The 15,774-nt window shown below is 72.9% G+C and carries 15 protein-coding genes; 7 read left to right on the top strand and 8 right to left on the bottom strand.

Features of this window, described 5'->3' with window-relative positions:
- Positions 1-31: 31 nt before the first annotated feature.
- Entirely contained in the window at positions 32-1,117 is a 1,086-nt protein-coding gene (locus ACTWJ8_RS04015; protein ID WP_443262910.1) for an alcohol dehydrogenase catalytic domain-containing protein, read from the bottom strand.
- Between the two features lie 116 nt (positions 1,118-1,233).
- Here ACTWJ8_RS04015 and ACTWJ8_RS04010 point away from each other — a divergent pair, with 116 nt between their 5' ends.
- On the top strand, positions 1,234-2,127 hold the full coding sequence (locus tag ACTWJ8_RS04010) for a LysR family transcriptional regulator (RefSeq protein WP_356380273.1): 894 nt from the start codon (positions 1,234-1,236) through the stop codon (positions 2,125-2,127).
- Positions 2,128-2,147: 20 nt separating this feature from the next.
- On the opposite strand, the gene ACTWJ8_RS04005 is transcribed toward ACTWJ8_RS04010, so the two are convergent.
- The 7 genes from ACTWJ8_RS04005 to ACTWJ8_RS03975 are packed head-to-tail and all read right to left on the bottom strand — an operon-like array spanning position 2,148 to position 7,936.
- Positions 2,148-2,669, bottom strand: coding sequence for a hypothetical protein (locus ACTWJ8_RS04005; RefSeq protein WP_356380270.1), 522 nt, complete (start codon positions 2,667-2,669; stop codon positions 2,148-2,150).
- Between the two features lie 41 nt (positions 2,670-2,710).
- Positions 2,711-3,916, bottom strand: coding sequence for a pyridoxal phosphate-dependent aminotransferase (locus ACTWJ8_RS04000; RefSeq protein ID WP_443262908.1), 1,206 nt, complete (start codon positions 3,914-3,916; stop codon positions 2,711-2,713).
- A gap of 22 nt (positions 3,917-3,938) precedes the next feature.
- Positions 3,939-4,718: an alpha/beta fold hydrolase gene (locus ACTWJ8_RS03995; RefSeq protein WP_443262907.1), complete on the bottom strand. Its 780-nt coding sequence runs from the start codon at positions 4,716-4,718 to the stop codon at positions 3,939-3,941.
- Positions 4,715-5,011 carry a muconolactone Delta-isomerase gene (catC, locus tag ACTWJ8_RS03990; RefSeq protein ID WP_356380261.1) on the bottom strand — a complete coding sequence of 99 codons (297 nt, stop codon included), beginning with the start codon at positions 5,009-5,011 and terminating at the stop codon, positions 4,715-4,717. The genes ACTWJ8_RS03995 and catC overlap by 4 nt, the downstream gene beginning before the upstream one ends.
- 6 nt (positions 5,012-5,017) lie before the next feature.
- On the bottom strand, positions 5,018-5,872 hold the full coding sequence (catA, locus tag ACTWJ8_RS03985; RefSeq protein ID WP_443262906.1) for a catechol 1,2-dioxygenase: 855 nt from the start codon (positions 5,870-5,872) through the stop codon (positions 5,018-5,020).
- Positions 5,873-5,907: 35 nt separating this feature from the next.
- Positions 5,908-7,011: a mandelate racemase/muconate lactonizing enzyme family protein gene (locus ACTWJ8_RS03980; RefSeq protein WP_443262905.1), complete on the bottom strand. Its 1,104-nt coding sequence runs from the start codon at positions 7,009-7,011 to the stop codon at positions 5,908-5,910.
- 16 nt (positions 7,012-7,027) lie between these two features.
- Positions 7,028-7,936: a LysR substrate-binding domain-containing protein gene (locus tag ACTWJ8_RS03975; protein ID WP_443262904.1), complete on the bottom strand. Its 909-nt coding sequence runs from the start codon at positions 7,934-7,936 to the stop codon at positions 7,028-7,030.
- Positions 7,937-8,178: 242 nt separating this feature from the next.
- Between ACTWJ8_RS03975 and benA the strand changes: the two genes are divergently transcribed.
- From benA to ACTWJ8_RS03945, 6 genes are all read left to right on the top strand, one after another.
- A complete protein-coding gene (gene benA / locus ACTWJ8_RS03970) occupies positions 8,179-9,537 on the top strand; it encodes a benzoate 1,2-dioxygenase large subunit (protein ID WP_443262903.1) in 1,359 nt (452 codons plus the stop codon).
- Positions 9,534-10,040 carry a benzoate 1,2-dioxygenase small subunit gene (benB, locus tag ACTWJ8_RS03965; protein ID WP_443262902.1) on the top strand — a complete coding sequence of 169 codons (507 nt, stop codon included), beginning with the start codon at positions 9,534-9,536 and terminating at the stop codon, positions 10,038-10,040. The genes benA and benB overlap by 4 nt, the downstream gene beginning before the upstream one ends.
- Before the next feature lie 35 nt (positions 10,041-10,075).
- On the top strand, positions 10,076-11,110 hold the full coding sequence (gene benC, locus ACTWJ8_RS03960; protein WP_443262900.1) for a benzoate 1,2-dioxygenase electron transfer component BenC: 1,035 nt from the start codon (positions 10,076-10,078) through the stop codon (positions 11,108-11,110).
- Complete coding sequence (gene benD / locus ACTWJ8_RS03955) at positions 11,107-11,892, top strand: benzoate diol dehydrogenase BenD (RefSeq protein ID WP_443262899.1); 786 nt, start codon at positions 11,107-11,109, stop codon at positions 11,890-11,892. The genes benC and benD overlap by 4 nt, the downstream gene beginning before the upstream one ends.
- A gap of 28 nt (positions 11,893-11,920) precedes the next feature.
- The gene (locus ACTWJ8_RS03950; RefSeq protein ID WP_443262898.1) at positions 11,921-14,695 is read left to right on the top strand and encodes a helix-turn-helix transcriptional regulator; all 2,775 of its coding nucleotides are present in this window, start codon (positions 11,921-11,923) and stop codon (positions 14,693-14,695) included.
- A 90-nt stretch (positions 14,696-14,785) separates the two neighbouring features.
- Complete coding sequence (locus ACTWJ8_RS03945) at positions 14,786-15,772, top strand: Acg family FMN-binding oxidoreductase (RefSeq protein ID WP_443262897.1); 987 nt, start codon at positions 14,786-14,788, stop codon at positions 15,770-15,772.
- Positions 15,773-15,774 lie beyond the last annotated feature (2 nt).

Below are 15,774 nucleotides of genomic sequence, written 5' to 3'. Positions count from 1 at the left end.
AGGTGGGTTCACCCCATGAAGCCGTGGGGTGTCAGGCCGACGGCACCAGTACCGTCCGGTCGTACGGGCCCGGGTGGGCGGCCGCGTGGTGGATCGCGGTGTTCGTGGCGGCGAGGGGGAACGTCGTGAAGCGGTCGCGGGTGACGTCCAGGGTGCCCGAGGCGATGAGGCGGATCATGGCGGCGTTCGCGGAGCGCGGGTACATCCACTGGCCGCGGACGGTGACCGAGTTGCGCATGAGCCAGGGGTAGGGAAGCGACAGGTCTTCGCCGCCGAGCATGCCGACGCCGCCCATCAGGACGACGCGGCCGTACTCCCGGACGGTCATGGCCACCGTCCGCGCCGCCGAGGCGGGGGCGGAGGGCGGGAGGAGGTCGAGCACCATGTCGATCGGCCCGGAGGCCGCCGCGGTCATCGCCGCGCGGTCCACCGTCTCGTCGCCGGTCAGTTCCACGGGGCGCACGCGGTCTCCGAAGCGGTCCGCGAGCAGGTCGAGCGCCGCCCGGTTGCGGCCCGGTGCCACCACTCGCGCCGCGCCCATGGCCAGCGCCGTGGCGACCGCCGCGCTGCCCAGATTCCCGGTGGCGCCGCCGACGAGGAGGGTCTCGCCCGCTTCGAGGCGACCCGCCAGGAGGCCGCCGTAAGGGATGACGTAGACCCCGAGCGAGGACCAGTGCGTGGCATCCAGGGGCGTGTCCGGTGGGAGGACGTGGACGTTCTCCGTCGGTACCCGCATGCGTTCCGCGAAGGAGCCGTCGTGCAGGTGCCGGGCCAGTCGCGCGCCGCCCTCGCCCCGCGAACTCCAGCCCTGCAACGCGATGTCGGGGGTCAGTGCGTCGTCCCGCGCCCGCACCGTGCAGTCGCACCACACCAGATCCCCGACGCGAAGGCGGGTGGCGTCGGGGCCGACGTGCACGACACGGCCCACGCCTCCGACGCCGGGGATCACCGGGGGTTCGAGCGGGTAGTTGCGGCGGCCGCCGAAGACGTCCTCCGCGTAGGGCGGAACGCAGGTGGCCAGCACCTCGACGGCCACCTCGCCGCCTTCCGCCACCGGATCGGGCACCTCGCGCACCGCGAGGGGTGCGCCGAACTCCGTCAGGACCGCTGCGCGCATGCCATGGCCTCCTCGATTCGCACGACCGACCGCTCCTTGATCGGTCACTTGGAGCGTAGGAGCGGCCCCGGCATGCGCCAAGCGAAGATCTGGCATCTCTGGTATGCGTAATGCGCATGGACTTCTCCAGCACAGGACTACGGGTACTGCGGCAGGTCGCCGAGTCGGGCAGCTTCACCGCCGCGGCCACGAAGCTCGGATACACGCAGTCCGCCGTATCGCGTCAGGCGGCGGCCCTCGAACGGGAAGCGGGCGCCGTCCTGTTCGAGCGGCGACCCGACGGCGTGCGGCTCACCTCCGCCGGCCTGGGGCTGCTGCGCCACGCCCGCGCGATCCTCGCCTCCGTCGAAGCCGCGGAGCGCGAACTCACCGGCAGCGCGGCGCCGAGTGAGACGGTGCGGCTGGGACTGTTCATGAGCGCGGGCGCCACGCTGCTGCCCGGCGTGCTCGCCAGGCTCGAAGAGGCGCGCCCGCAGCTGTCGGTGACCACCCGCGAGGGCACCACATCAGCCCTGATCCGGGCGCTGCGCGCGGGATCGCTCGACCTCGCCGTGCTCACCTCGCGCCCGCCGCACCGGCCGTCCGACGGAGAGTCGCCGCGCCTGCACCTCGACACCGTCGAGGACACGGAGCTGCTCGTCGCGGTGTCCGCCGCGGGCCCTTTGGCCGGCCGGGCCACCGTGCACGTCGACGAGCTGGTCGACCTGCCGTGGATCGCCGCTCCGACGTCGAAGGCCGAGCCGCTGCTGGGTGTCTGGCCGGGGCTGCCGGGCCGCCCGCACATCGCCCACACCGTCCGCGACTGGCTGACGAAGCTGCACCTGGTCGCCGCCGGACGCGGCGTGACCACCGTGCCCGCCCGGATGGCGCCCGTGCTGCCGCCCGGGGTGCGCCTGCTGCAGGTGGAGGGCGCGCCTCGTGAAGTCCGCCGCGTCCACCTCGCACGGCTTCCCGGCCGACCCGGCCCGGGTGCCACGGCCGTCATGCGGGCGATCGCCGCGACGGCCTGAGACCCGGGGCCGTACGAGCCTCAGTGCCCCGCCAGCAGCTTCACCGACACCACGCCCAGGCCGATCGCCGCGTTCAGCGCCGATGTCACCACGGCGTGCAGGGGGCCCGCGCCCGCGCGGCGGCCGCCCACGAAGCCCCAGACGGCGAGGGTGAGGACCTCGGAGCCCGCGGCGATCCAGAGGGCCGTAGTGAGGTCCACGGCTCCGAGCGCCGAGACGGCGATGAGGAGGAGGGGCCCGATGGCGGTGGTCAGGAGGGGGCTGCTGGTGAACAGTTCGTGGCGGATGTCGTGGCGGCCGGGGCGGCTGCCGTGCACGACCGGGTGGGCCTGCATGTCCGCCACCAGGGTCGCCAGCCACAGGCCGAGCGCCGTGGCCGCCACCGCCACCGTCGCCCCCTTGTGGGTGGCGTGGCCGCCCTGCGCGAGGCCCACGAGGACCGCGAGCAGGGTCAGGGAGGCGTAGATGCGCTCCTTGAGGCGCTCGCCGAGTACCGCGGCGCGGTCGTACGCGGGGGCCTGCGGCGGTGTGCTTTCGCTCATGATCGAAGCCTATCCGCGCCGGGGCGGGCCGCCCCGACGGTTCAGTTCAGGCCGGACACGAAACGGCCCAACCGGTCGAGGCCCTCGCGCAGGGCGGCGGACGACGCGGCGTACGACAGGCGTACGTGGGTGTCCGCCGTGTGGCTGCCGAAGTCGCGGCCCGGGGTGAGGGCCACGTGTGCCTCCCGCAGGGCCCGTTCGCAGAACTCCCAGGACGTCAGGCCCGTCCCCGAGACGTCGAAGTAGACGTAGAACGCGCCGTCGGGCGGCACCGGGACCGGCAGGCCGATCCGGCGCAGGCCGTCGAGGACGAGCGCGCGCCGGGCCAGGAACTCGGCGCGGCGCTCCTCGCAGATCGCAAGGGACGCCGGGGTGAAGCACTCCAGGGCGGCCTGCTGGGCGGGGGCGGACGCGCACAGGAAGTAGTTCTGCGCGAGCCGCTCCATCGCCGGGACGAGCGCCTCCGGCGCGACACACCAACCGAGCCGCCAGCCGGTCATGCCGAAGTACTTCGAGAAGCTGTTGATGATGACGGCGTCGGGGTCGACCGAGAGCGCGCTGCGCGGCGGGCGGCCGTCCGCGTCGTGGTCGCCGAGGTCGAGGTAGATCTCGTCGACGAGCCGCCACGCCCCGCGCTCGCGCGCGAACCGGCACAGCGCGTCGAGCTCGTCGAGCGGCACGGACGTCCCGGTCGGGTTCGAGGGCGTGGCGACCATGACGCCCCGCGTCCGGTCGGTCCAGTGCGCGCGCACCGCCGCCGCGTCGAGCTGGAAGCGGGTCTCCGCGTCCGTGGGCACGAGGGTGACGTCCGCGCCGAAGCTCTCGACGATCTGCCGGTTGCACGGGTACGACGGGTCGGCGATCAGCACCTCGTCGCCCTGGTCGACGAGGGCGGCGGTGGCCAGGACCAGCGCGGCGGACGCGCCCGCCGTCACGACGACGCGGGCCGGGTCGACCTCGACGCCGTGCCGCTCCCGGTAGAAGCCGGCGATGGCCTGCCGGAGGGCGGGCAGGCCGAGCGCCGCCGTGTAGGGCAGCGGGCGGCCGTCCATGGTCTCGCGCATCGCCTCGCGGACCGCCGGGGGCGCCCCGGAGTCCGGTTCCCCGAGGTTGAGCTTGACGACGTGGTGGCCGTCGGCCTCCAGCGCCGCGGCCTGCTTGGCGAACTCCATCGCGTAGAACGGGGCGACGTTCAGCGCGCGCTGCGAGATCTTGATGTCAGGCGTGGTCTCGGTCGTGTCGGACATGGCGCGATCATATTTCAGTGGGTCAGGGCGCCCGCCGGGCACCGGTCATGTGGCCGCGCAGCGCCTTGACCAGCGGCTCCGGTGTCTCGGCCGCCAGGTGGCCGCACTCCAGTACCTCCAGGAGGCCCCGCGTGACACCGTCCGCGAGTTCACGGGCGTGGGGGAGCGGCGTCGCCTCGTCCCGCGAGCCGCCCACGACGAGGGTCGGTGCGGTGATCTTCGCGAGGTGGTGGCGCAGGTCGTACGCGGCGAGGGCGTCGCAGCAGGCCGCGTAGCCCTCCGCGTCCGTGGCCGCCAGGGTGTCGAGAAGGTGGCGGCCGAAGGCGCTCGTGGCGAGCGACGCGTCGCAGAACCAGCGGGCGGGCGCCGACGTGAGGAGCGCCGCCGTGCCCCGGTCGCGGACCAGGGCGGCCCGCTCGCGCCAGGGTTCGGGCGGGCCGAAGTGCGCCGACGAGCAGACCAGGGCGAGGGAAGCGATCCGCTCCGGGTGGTGCGCGGCGAGGTGGGCGCCGACGGCCCCGCCGAGCGAGATCCCCGCGTAGTGGAAGCGGCCGAGGCCGAGGCGGTCCGCGAGGGACAGCACCAGGGCCGCCAGGTCGGCGACCGTGGTGCTCCCGGGAGCGGCGTCCCGAAGGGGCGCCGTGCCGCCGTGCCCCGGCAGGTCGTAGGCGACGGTGCGGAAGTCCCGTGCCAGGTCGGGGAGTTGCCGCTCCCAGACCGCCGTGGACGTGCCCAGGGACGGGCCGAGGACGAGGGGCGGCCCGTCCGCCGGGCCGCTCACCACGTGATGGAGCGGTGTCATCGCACCGGTTCCCCGGCCGCGAGGTCGGACGGGTGCTGGGCGAGCGGTGTCACCTCGATGGACATGAAGGGGAACAGCGGAAGGTTCCACAGGATCCGGTGCAGCGCCTCGTTGTCGGCGACGTCGAAGACACTGAGGTTGGAATACTGGCCGACACACCGCCAGATGTGCACCCACTCACCGGACTTCTGCAGCTCCTGACAGTAGGCCTTCTCCCGGGCCACCAGATCGGCGCGCTCGTCCGGCGCGAGATCGCGCGGGATGTCGACGTCCATGCGTACAGCGAACAGCACCGTGCATCACACCTTGTCGAGAACGAAGTCGTACGTCACCTCGTGGCCCTCGCCCGTGGCGCGGGGCGTCGGGGAGAGGATCAGCTCGGGCTTGACGGCGGAGGCGATGTCGTCGGCCACGTGCTCGCCGCCGTCGAAGTACAGCTGCGTGGTGACCAGTTGATGGCCGGGCGCCGACACCTTGAGGTGCAGATGGGCGGGGCGCCAGGCGTGCCATCCGGCGGCGGCGATGAGCTTGCCGCAGGAGCCGTCGGTCGGGATCTGGTACGGGGCCGGCTGCACCGTGTGGATCTTGAAGTGGCCCTGCTCGTCGGCGACGATCGTGCCGCGCAGGTTCCACTCCGGCAGGCCCGGCGCGTACTGGGAGTAGAAGCCGTCGTCGTCGGCGTGCCACATCTCGACGGTGGCGCCGGCCAGCGCGGTGCCGTCGACGGCACGCACCTGGCCCTGGAACAGCAGCGGGGTGCCGCCCTCGTCCTCGCGCATCGGCAGGGTGGCCTCGGCGGGCAGCTCCGGCGCGTCGGGGACGTAGTAGGGGCCCTCGATCGTGCCCTTGCTGCCCTCCCGGTCCTCGTTCGCGACCTCCTCGACGACGTGCTCGACCCACACGTCGAGGAAGAGCGGCCACTCGCCGTCCTCGCCGACCTGGATCAGCCATGCCTTCAGCGCGTCGTACTCGGCGTAGCTCACCTTGTGGCGGCGGATGATGTCGTGGGTGGCGGCGAGGAGTTCGGAGACCAGTGTGTTCACCCGCGCGGTGTCGGCGACGGGGGCGTCGGCGCGCTGCTTGCTGCGGAACTGCTCGGTGGCCGCGTTGCCGGACGCGGCGGCCGTGGCCTGCTCGGTGGCGGTGTCGGTCATGGTGTGTCCCGTCCTTGGTGAGGTGGTGGTGTGTCTCAGGTGTCCAGGCGGTAGCGGGCCAGCTTCTCGGGGTCGATGTCGATCCCGAGTCCCGCGCCCTCGCGGACGCGCAGCGTGCCGTCCGCGATCGTGAGCGGCTCGGTGAGCAGGTCGTCGGACATGTCCAGGAAGTTGGAGAGTTCGCCCGCGTGCAGCGAGGAGGAGCGGTGCGCGGCGCCGAAGGCGACCGAGCACAACGTACCGATCTGGCCGTCGATCTGATTGCCCATCACCACCTCGACGCCCAGGCCCTCGCACTGGTGCAGGACCCGCTGGGAGGCGGTGAAGCCGGTGCGCGCGGTCTTGATGCTGATGGCGGTCGCGGAGCCGCCGAGCAGCTCGCGGGTGACCTCGGCGGCCCGGGTCGCGCTCTCGTCGGCGATGAACGGGATGGGGCTCTGCCCGACCAGCCACCGCCGGCCGAGCACGTCGTCGGCGGGGCACAGCTCCTCCGCGAACGTCAGGTCCAGGTCCGCCATCTCCCGCAGGGCGCGCGCCGCGTCGGACGCGGACCAGCCGCGGTTGCCGTCGACGTACAGCTCGACATCCGGGCCGAGGGCCGCGCGCAGGGCCCGGCAGGCGGCGACGTCCTCGCCGTACGGGTTGCGCCCGACCTTCACCTTGAACGTCGTGATGCCGTACGTGTCACGGATCCGCTCGGCCTCGGCCGCCATGGCGTCGGCGGGCGCGAAGCCGACCATGTGGCTCACGCGCATCCGGTCGCCGAAGCCGCCGAGCAGGCCGGACACCGGCATCCCGGCGCTCTGACCGAGCAGGTCCCACAGGGCCATGTCGATCGCGGCCTTGGCGGCGGGGTTGCCGACGGTCCGGTCGAGGCGGGCGTGGGCGGTCTCGCGCTCCAGGGCGGTGAGGCCCAGGAGCTGCGGCGCGAAGATCTTCTCGATCACGGCGACGACGGACTCCTGTGTCTCGCCGTACGTGTACGGGCGGGGCGGCGCCTCGGCCGTGCCGACCAGGCCCTCGTCGGTGTGCACCCGGACCAGCACGTGGTCCGCGGTGTGCACCTCGCCGCTCGCGAACCGCAGCGGCTTGACGTAGGGGATGGCGAAGGGAATGGCCTCCACCTTGACGATCTTCATGGCGTTCCCCCGGTCCTCATGGCGTTCCCTCGGTCTCTCGTACGAACAGGTCGTGCCGCTCCAGCACGTCGAGCAGCTGCCGGATGAGGGGTGTCTCGTCCTCGCGGCGCCAGGCCAGGGCCAGCGGCACGGTCGGGGCGTCCTCGACGGTCCTGCACACCACGCCCTCGCGGGGTGCGGAGCGCACCGAGTCGGGCAGCACCGCCACGCCGAGTCCCGCCGCGACCAGGGCCAGGGCGGCCGATGTCTCGGTCACCTCGTAGGCGCGGTGCGGGTAGAAGCCGGAGGTCAGGCAGCTGCGGACGACGGCGTCGTTCACGACGGAGCCGAGCGTGGCGCCGTACATGATGAAGTCCTCGTGGCGCAGCTGCTCGACGCGGACGGTCGTGGCATCGGCGAGCCAGTGGCCCTCGGGGACGGCCGCGACCAGCGGCTCGTCCGCGATCAGGCGGTGCGCGATGCCCTCCTGGCGGATCGGCGGGCGCAGCACGCCGACGTCGAGGCGCCGCTCGTCGAGGCCGTGCTCCTGCGCGGGTGTCAGCATCTCCGTGTGCACCTCCATCCGTACGTGCGGCATCTCCTGTTTCACCAGGCGTGCCAGGGTGGGCAGTTGGCGGTACGAGGCCGATCCGGTCAGGCCGACCCGGAGCACGCCCTCGACGCCGGAGGCGAAACGGCCCACGCGGGCCACCGCCTCGTCGACGGACGTGAGGATGCGCTCCACGTCGGTGCGGAACACCTCGCCCGCGCCGGTCAGGGACACCTGCCGGGTGGTGCGGGTGAACAGCTCCACGCCCAGCTCCGTCTCCAGGCGGCGGATCGCCTGGGAGAGCGGCGGCTGAGCCATGTGCAGCGCCTGCGCGGCCTTGCCGAAGTGACGTGTCTCGGCGACGGCCGCGAAGTACCGCAGGTGCCTCAATTCCATCTGGCTGCCCCTTTGTTGTGTCCCGGCGGGGCCCTTGACGCGCTTCAGCGTAGGCAGCGCACCCCATAGCCCACAAATATCCACTTGCAGGCTATTGAGACTCTGTCGATATCAGTACCCCCCTGGGCCAACCCTGGGGGAATGTCCGGGGCCGACGCTTCACCCGGCTGTCATCGTGCTGAAAAGCAGTCGCAGCACGGCCGCCGACCAGGCGTGCCACGTCGAGGCGGAGGGACAAGGACATGGCGGAGGGCAGCAGCACGGGTCGCGCGCGGACCATCCTCGCGGACGCCCTGGAGGAGGACCCGGAGCGCGGGGTCCACCGCGTCAGGCGCAGCGTCTTCACCGACGAGGAACTGTTCGAGCTCGAGATGAAGCACATCTTCGAGGGCAACTGGGTGTATCTCGCCCACGAGAGCCAGATCCCGGAGATCGGGGACTACTTCACCACGTACATCGGACGCCAGCCCGTCGTGATCTCCCGCGACAAGCAGGGCGAGCTGCACTGCCTGATCAACGCGTGCAGCCACCGCGGCGCCATGCTGTGCCGCAGGAAGACGGACAACAGGACCACGTTCACCTGCCCGTTCCACGGCTGGACCTTCAACAACACCGGCAAGCTCCTCAAGGTGAAGGACCCCCGCGAGGCCGGCTACCCCGAGCAGTTCAACAAGGACGGCTCGCACGACCTCAAGAAGGTCGCCCGCTTCGAGAGCTACCGCGGCTTCCTCTTCGGCAGCCTCAACCCCGACGTCAAGCCGCTGGCCGAGCACCTCGGGGACGCCGCCGTCGTCATCGACATGATCGTCGACCAGTCGCCCGAGGGCCTTGAGGTGCTGCGCGGCTCCTCCACGTACTCCTACGACGGCAACTGGAAGCTCCAGGCGGAGAACGGGGCCGACGGCTACCACGTGTCCGCCACCCACTGGAACTACGCCGCCACGCAGGCCCGCCGCACCTCCGGAGAGTCGGGCAACGACACCCGGACGATGGACGCCGGAGGCTGGGCCAAGCAGCGCGGCGGCTTCTACTCCTTCGAGCACGGCCATCTGCTGCTGTGGACGCAGTGGCTCGACCCGGCGAACCGGCCCCTGTACGAGCGCCGCGAGGAGCTCGCCGAGCAGGTCGGCGCCGAGCGCGCCGACTGGATGATCGGTGTCTCCCGCAATCTGTGCCTGTACCCGAACGTGTACCTGATGGACCAGTTCAGCTCCCAGATCCGGCACTTCAGGCCCATCTCCGTCGACAAGACGGAAGTCACCATCTACTGCATCGCCCCCAAGGGCGAGCCGGCCGAGCAGCGCGCTCAGCGCATCCGCCAGTACGAGGACTTCTTCAACGCCACCGGCATGGCCACCCCAGACGACCTGGAGGAGTTCCGCTCCTGCCAGAAGACGTACGTCGCCGGGGCCATGCCCTGGAACGACCTCAGCCGCGGCGCCGTGCACCAGATCGAAGGGCCCGACGAGGAGGCCAAGAAGATCGGCATCAACCCGATCGCCAGCGGTGTGCGCACCGAGGACGAGGGCCTCTACCCGATCCAGCACCGCTACTGGGCCGACACCCTGACCGCCGCGCTCGACCTGGAGGACGTCAAGTGACCACCGCCGTCGAGACGTTCACCCTTGAGGACGTCCGCCAGTTCCTGTACCGCGAGGCGAGGTACCTCGACGACCGCGAGTTCGAGAAGTGGCTCGACTGCTACCGCGCCGACGCCGAGTTCTGGATGCCGGCCTGGGCGGACGACGACGAACTCACCCGGAACCCGCAGACGGAGATCTCCCTCGTCTACTACCCGTCCAGGGCGGGCCTGGAGGACCGCGTCTTCCGCATCCGCACCGACCGCTCCAGCGCGACGAGCCTGCCGGAACCGCGTACCGGCCACAACATCACGAACGTCGAGGTCACCGGCCGCGAGGGCGACCTCCTGCACGTGCGGTTCAACTGGTTCACGCTCTACTACCGCTACCAGAGCACCGACACGTACTTCGGCACCTCGCACTACACCCTCGACGTCTCCGGGCCCGAGCCGCTCATCGCCCGCAAGAAGGTCGTCCTGAAGAACGACTTCGTGCATCACGTCGTCGACATCTACCACGTCTGAACCGCCCCGCCCGAGCCGTCGAAATGAGCCGCCACATGTCCTTCCAGGTCGCCCTGAACTTCGAGGACGGCATCACCCGATTCATCGAGTGCCGCCCCGACGAGACCGTCGCCGAGGCCTCCTACAAGGCCCGCATCAACATCCCGCTCGACTGCCGCGACGGCGCCTGCGGAACCTGCAAGTCGCTCTGCGAGTCCGGAGGTTACGACGGCGGCGACTACATCGACGAGGCCCTCAGCGACGACGAGGCCGCCGCCGGGTACTGCCTGCCCTGCCAGATGACACCCCGGAGCGACCTCGTGCTGAGCATCCCCGCCTCGTCGGCCGCCGCCAAGACCGGCGCCGCCACGCACGCCGCCACCCTCGCCGACGTCAAGCGGCACTCCGCCACCACCGTCGAGTTCACCCTCGACGTCGACGACCGCGACGCCCTGGACTTCCTGCCCGGCCAGTACGTGAACATCGCCGTGCCCGGCACCGACCAGGCCCGCTCGTACTCCTTCAGCTCGGGACCGAACCAGCGGCAGCTGTCCTTCCTCGTACGGGTTGTCGACGGCGGCGCCATGTCCGGGTACCTCACCGAGCGCGCCCGCGTCGGTGACCGGCTCGAATTCACCGGCCCCATGGGCAGCTTCTACCTGCGCGAACAGGCCCGCCCCGCACTGCTGCTCGCGGGCGGCACCGGCCTCGCACCCCTGCTGTCCATGCTGGAACGCATCGCCCAGCGGCCGACGGGACAGCCCGTGCACCTGCTCTACGGAGTCACCACCGACGAGGACCTCGTCCACCTGGACACCCTGGAGGACTACGCAGAGGTGATCCCCGGGTTCACCTTCGACCACTGCGTCGCCGACGCCGCCTCCAGCGCCCGAAACAAGGGCTTCGTGACCGGCCTGATGGACGCGGCGACCCTGCACGACGGCGCCGCCGACGTCTACCTGTGCGGACCGCCCGCCATGGTCGAGGCCGTCCGCGGACACATCACCGCCCTCGGCGTGACACCGGCGAGCTTCCACTACGAGAAGTTCACCCCGGCCACCGCCCGCGCCACCGCGGAGGCCGCCGCGTGAGCGTCCCCACCGTGCACACCGGCCGGTTCGCCGGGAAGCGGGCCGTGGTCACCGGGGCAGGCCAGGGCATCGGCCTCGCCGTGGCCCGCCGGCTCGTCGCCGAGGGCGCCGACGTCGTCCTCGTCGACCGCGCCGACACCGCCCGCGAGGCCGCCGACGAACTGAGGGCACACGCTGTCCTCGCCGACCTGGAGAGCTACGAGGGCGCACGCGCCGCCCTGACCGAAGCGGCCCACCTCCTGGGCGGGGTGGACGTGTTGGTGAACAACGTCGGCGGCGCCATCAACTTCAAACCGTTCACCGAGTTCACCGCCCCCGAGATCCAGGCGGAGATCACCCGCTCCCTGATGACGACCCTGTACTCATGCCGTGCGGCCCTGCCCGGCATGAAGGACCAGGGCCACGGTGTCATCGTGAACGTGTCCTCGGCCGCCACCCGGGGCATCCACCGCATCCCGTACTCCGCGGCCAAGGGAGGCATCAACGCGCTGACCGCCTCCCTTGCCCTCGAATACGCCGAGGCCGGCATCCGCGTCGTGGCCACCGCCCCCGGAGGCACCGACGCCCCGCCACGCCGTGTCTCCCGCGGCACACCACCACAGCACACCGAGCGGGAGCGGGCCTGGTTCCGGGCACACATCGACCAGACCCTCGCCCACAGCCCGCTGGGACGCTACGGCACCCTCGACGAGCAGGCCGCCGCCATCTGCTTCCTGGCCTCCGAGGAGGCCTCGTACATCACCGGCAGTGTGCTGCCGGTCGCGGGCGGCGACCTTGGCTGACCAGGGCACCCTGCTAGCGTGCAGGGCCATGGACGGGCGCCCTGAACAGCGGCGCGACCTCGTCGGACGCACCGCCGAGGCCGCGGCACTGACCCGGGCGCTCACGGCCGCACACGCCGGACACCCCGCCCTGCTGCTCGTCGAGGGACCCGCGGGCATCGGCAAGACCGCCCTGGTGCGACACACCCTGGACGGCCCCGGCACGGCGGACGTCCGCACGGTGTCCGTCTCCGGCGTCCCCTGGGAGTGCGTGCTGCCGTTCGGCCTCGCCCGCCAGCTCGCCCTGGCCCTCGGCGCGGCCCTGCCGGACACCGACGCCGTACTGGACGCCGCTGACCACCTGCGCAGGCAGTGGGCCGCACGGCAGGAGCGCGAACCGCTCGTCATCGTCGTCGACGACGCGCACTGGGCCGACGCCGAGAGTCTGCGCGCGATCGGCTCGGCCCTGCGCCGCCTGTCCGACCAGCGCGTCCTCGTCCTGCTCCTCGCACGGGACCGCCCCGACGAACTCGGCGCCGACACCGAGGCACCGCCCGCCGCCCTCCTGCGCACCCGCGCGTTCCTCGACGGCTGCGAGGGGGAGGCCCTCCGGCTGGGCCCGCTCGGACCCCACGACGCCCGCACCCTCGCCCGCGACCACCACGGCCTCGCCCTGGAACTCCCCGCGGCCCGCCACCTGTGCGAGCGCACCCGCGGAAACCCCCGCCACATCTCCCGGCTCCTCGCCGAGCTGCCCCGCGACACCTGGCGCGACTGGCGCCCCGAACTCCCCGCGCCCGCCCGCGCCGCCGACGCCGTCCGCCACCGCCTCGACGGCTGCGGAACCGCCGCACGCCGCCTCGTCGAGGCCTGCGCGGTCCTCGGAGACGAGGCGACCCTGAGCGAGGCCGCGGCGCTCGCCGCGCTCACCGGCGACCCGCTGCCCGCCGTCGACGAGGCCCGCGCCGCCGGACTCCTCACCGCCGCCGTCGACCCGGGACGCGCCCAACTCGCCTTCTCCCACCCCCTCGTACGCGCCGCCGTCCTCACCGGCATCGGCCTCACCGAGCGGGCCGCCCTGCACCGGCGCGCCGCCGAACTCGTCGAGGACACCGGCCGCGCCCTGCTGCACCGGGTCTCCGCCCTCGCCGCCCCCGACGAGACCCTCGCCGACGAACTCGACCGCTACGCCACCCAGCGGGCCAGCGCGGGGGAGTGGTCGGCCGTGGCGGACACCCTCGTTCGGGCCGGACGGCTCAGCACCGGGCGGGCGAGCCGGGAGGACCGGCTGCTGCGCGCCGTCGACGCCATGATCGGAGCGGGCGACATCCCGCAGGCCGCCATGTTCGCCCCCGAGCTGGAGAGCTTCCCGGCGAGTGCCCTGCGCGACACCGTGCTCGGCTACCTCGCCATCATGCGCGGCCGCCCCGCCGAGGCCGAGACCCTCCTGGACGCCGCCGAGGCGCACTGCGACGCCACGCGCAGCCCCGAGCTGATGGCGCGGATCAGCCAGCGGCGCGTGCTGCACGCCCTCGCCCGCTGGGACGGCGAGGAACTCGTCACCTGGGCCCGCCGCGCCGTCGGACTCGCGCAGGCCGACGACCCGTCCGGCATCGAGTCCGAAGCCGTGCTCGGCCTCGGACTCGCGATGACCGGCCGGCACACCGAAGCGGCCGCCGCCTACGAGGAGGCCGCCGCGGGCCACCCGGCGGGCGCCCAGCCGCAGCGCTTCCAACTCGGCCTCGGCTGGGTCGACTTCGCCACCGACGCCCCCGAGTCCGCCCGCCGCAGACTGGAGGCCGCCGTCCCCACCGGCTACCGGATGGGCTCGACCCGGATCTCCCTGTGGGCGCAGGGCTGGCTCGCCCGCACCCAGTTCGCCCTCGGCGCCTGGACGGAGGCCCTGGAGACGGCGCAGCGCGCCGCCGAACGCCTCTCCGTCGTCCGCATCGAACTCGTGCGCCCGCTGGTGCACTGGACCGCCGCACAGATCCACGCCCTGCGCGGCGACGCCGACGCGGCCGACCACCACGTGGCAGCGGCCCTCGCCGACGTCCACCCGTACGCCTGCATGCTGGTGCCGTCCTGCCTGGCCCGCGCCCAGGTCGCGGAGTCGCGCGGCGAGTACGAGCGCGTCGTCGAGGCCCTGGCGCCGCTCGTCCAGCTCGACCCGCGCGGCTCCGTCGACGAACCCGGCTTCTGGCCGTGGCCCGACGTCTACGCCAACGCGCTCGTGATGACCGGCCGTCTCGACGAGGCCGACCGCTTCCTGGGCCCGCACGAGCGGTGCGCCGAGGCGCGCGGCCGGCGCTCCGCCCAGGCCAGGCTCGCCATCGCGCGCGGCCGCCTGACCGCGGCGCGCGGCGACGTCGAAGCCGCCCGCGCCCAGTTCGACGCGGCGCTCACCCGGCTCGACGGGCTGCCGCTGCCCTACGACAGGGCCCGCGTGAACTTCGCGTACGGCCAGACCCTGCGCCGCGTCGGCAAGCGCCGCGAGGCCGACACCGTCCTGCGGAACGCGCGCGACGCCTACGCCACGCTCGGCGCCCGCACGTACGTCGAGCGGTGCGAGCGCGAACTCCAGGCGGGCGGCCTGAACGCCGGGCGGGCCGCCGCGGGCCTCGCCCGGCTCACGCCGCAGGAGCGGGCCGTGGCGAAGGTGGTCGCCGCAGGGGCCACCAACCAGCAGGCCGCGCTCGAACTGTTCATCTCCGTGAAGACCGTCCAGTACCACCTGACGCACGTCTACGCGAAGCTCGGCATCCGCTCGCGCAGCGAACTGGCCGCCCGATTTCGGGAGTCGGGCGAGCGAGGTGACCGCTGAGGGCCCTTCGGCCCGATGCGCGCGGGACCATGGACTCCTGTGCGGGGCCGGAGGGGCGCGGACGATGGTGGTGAGCGCCGAGGAGGAATCATGCCGAAGCCCCTGCCGGACCGCGCCACCGTCTCCGCTCTCGTCGAGGACGCCGCAGCCGCTCCCTCCATGCACAACGCCCAGCCGTGGCGGTTCCACTACGACACCGCGACCGGGACACTCCGGCTCACCGTCGACACCGACCGTGTCATGCCCGCGGCCGATCCCGATCTGCGGGCCGTCCACCTGGGGTGCGGCGCCGCGCTGTTCAATCTGCGGGTGGCGGCCGCCCGCGACGCCCGGTTCCCGCGGGTCCGCCTCGTACCGGATCCCGCGGACCCGACCCTGCTCGCGACGGTCGACTTCGCCGAGCCGGGCCCAGTGGACGAGGGCCTCGCGGAGCTGGGCCCCTCGATCCGGCAGCGGCACACGAGCCGCTGGCCCTTCGCCGACAAGGAGATCCCCGAACCGGCCCGCGCCGCCGTCGCCGAGGCCGCCGAGCGCGAGGGCGCCCGCCTGCGCTTCGCGGGGCCCTGGCACGCGAACCTGCTCCAGGACCTCGTCCGCGACGCCGAGGGCCGCGACAGCGCGGACCCGGCGCGGCAGCGGGACGTGGAGCGCTGGACCCGGATCGGGGACGAGACGGGCGCGACGCACGACGGCGTGCCCGAGTACGCGTTCGGCCCGCGCGCACGTTCCGGTGGCGCGCCCATGAGGGACTTCGCGGGCCGCCACCCGGTCCGCGGCCCCGGCACCGCCGCCTTCGAGGACGAGCCGCACCTGGCCCTGCTGGGCACGGACGGCGACGGACCGCGGGACTGGCTGCGCGCCGGGCAGGCCATGGAGCGGGTCCTCCTGGTGGCGACGGCGCACGGCCTGGCCGCATCGGTCACCTCGCACGCCCTGGAGTGGGCGGATCTGCGCGGCCTCGCCCGCGATCCGCAGTCCGACCTGGGGCAGGTGCAGATGGTCCTGCGGCTCGGCTACGGGCCGACCGGGCCCCTGACGCCGCGCCGCCCGGTGCGGGAGATCCTCACCGTCGTGTAGCG

This window comes from Streptomyces sp. SDT5-1 (assembly GCF_052245995.1).
GTDB lineage: Bacteria > Actinomycetota > Actinomycetes > Streptomycetales > Streptomycetaceae > Streptomyces.
Note: the sequence above shows the minus strand (reverse complement) of the source record. Positions and strands in the feature narration are given on the sequence as shown.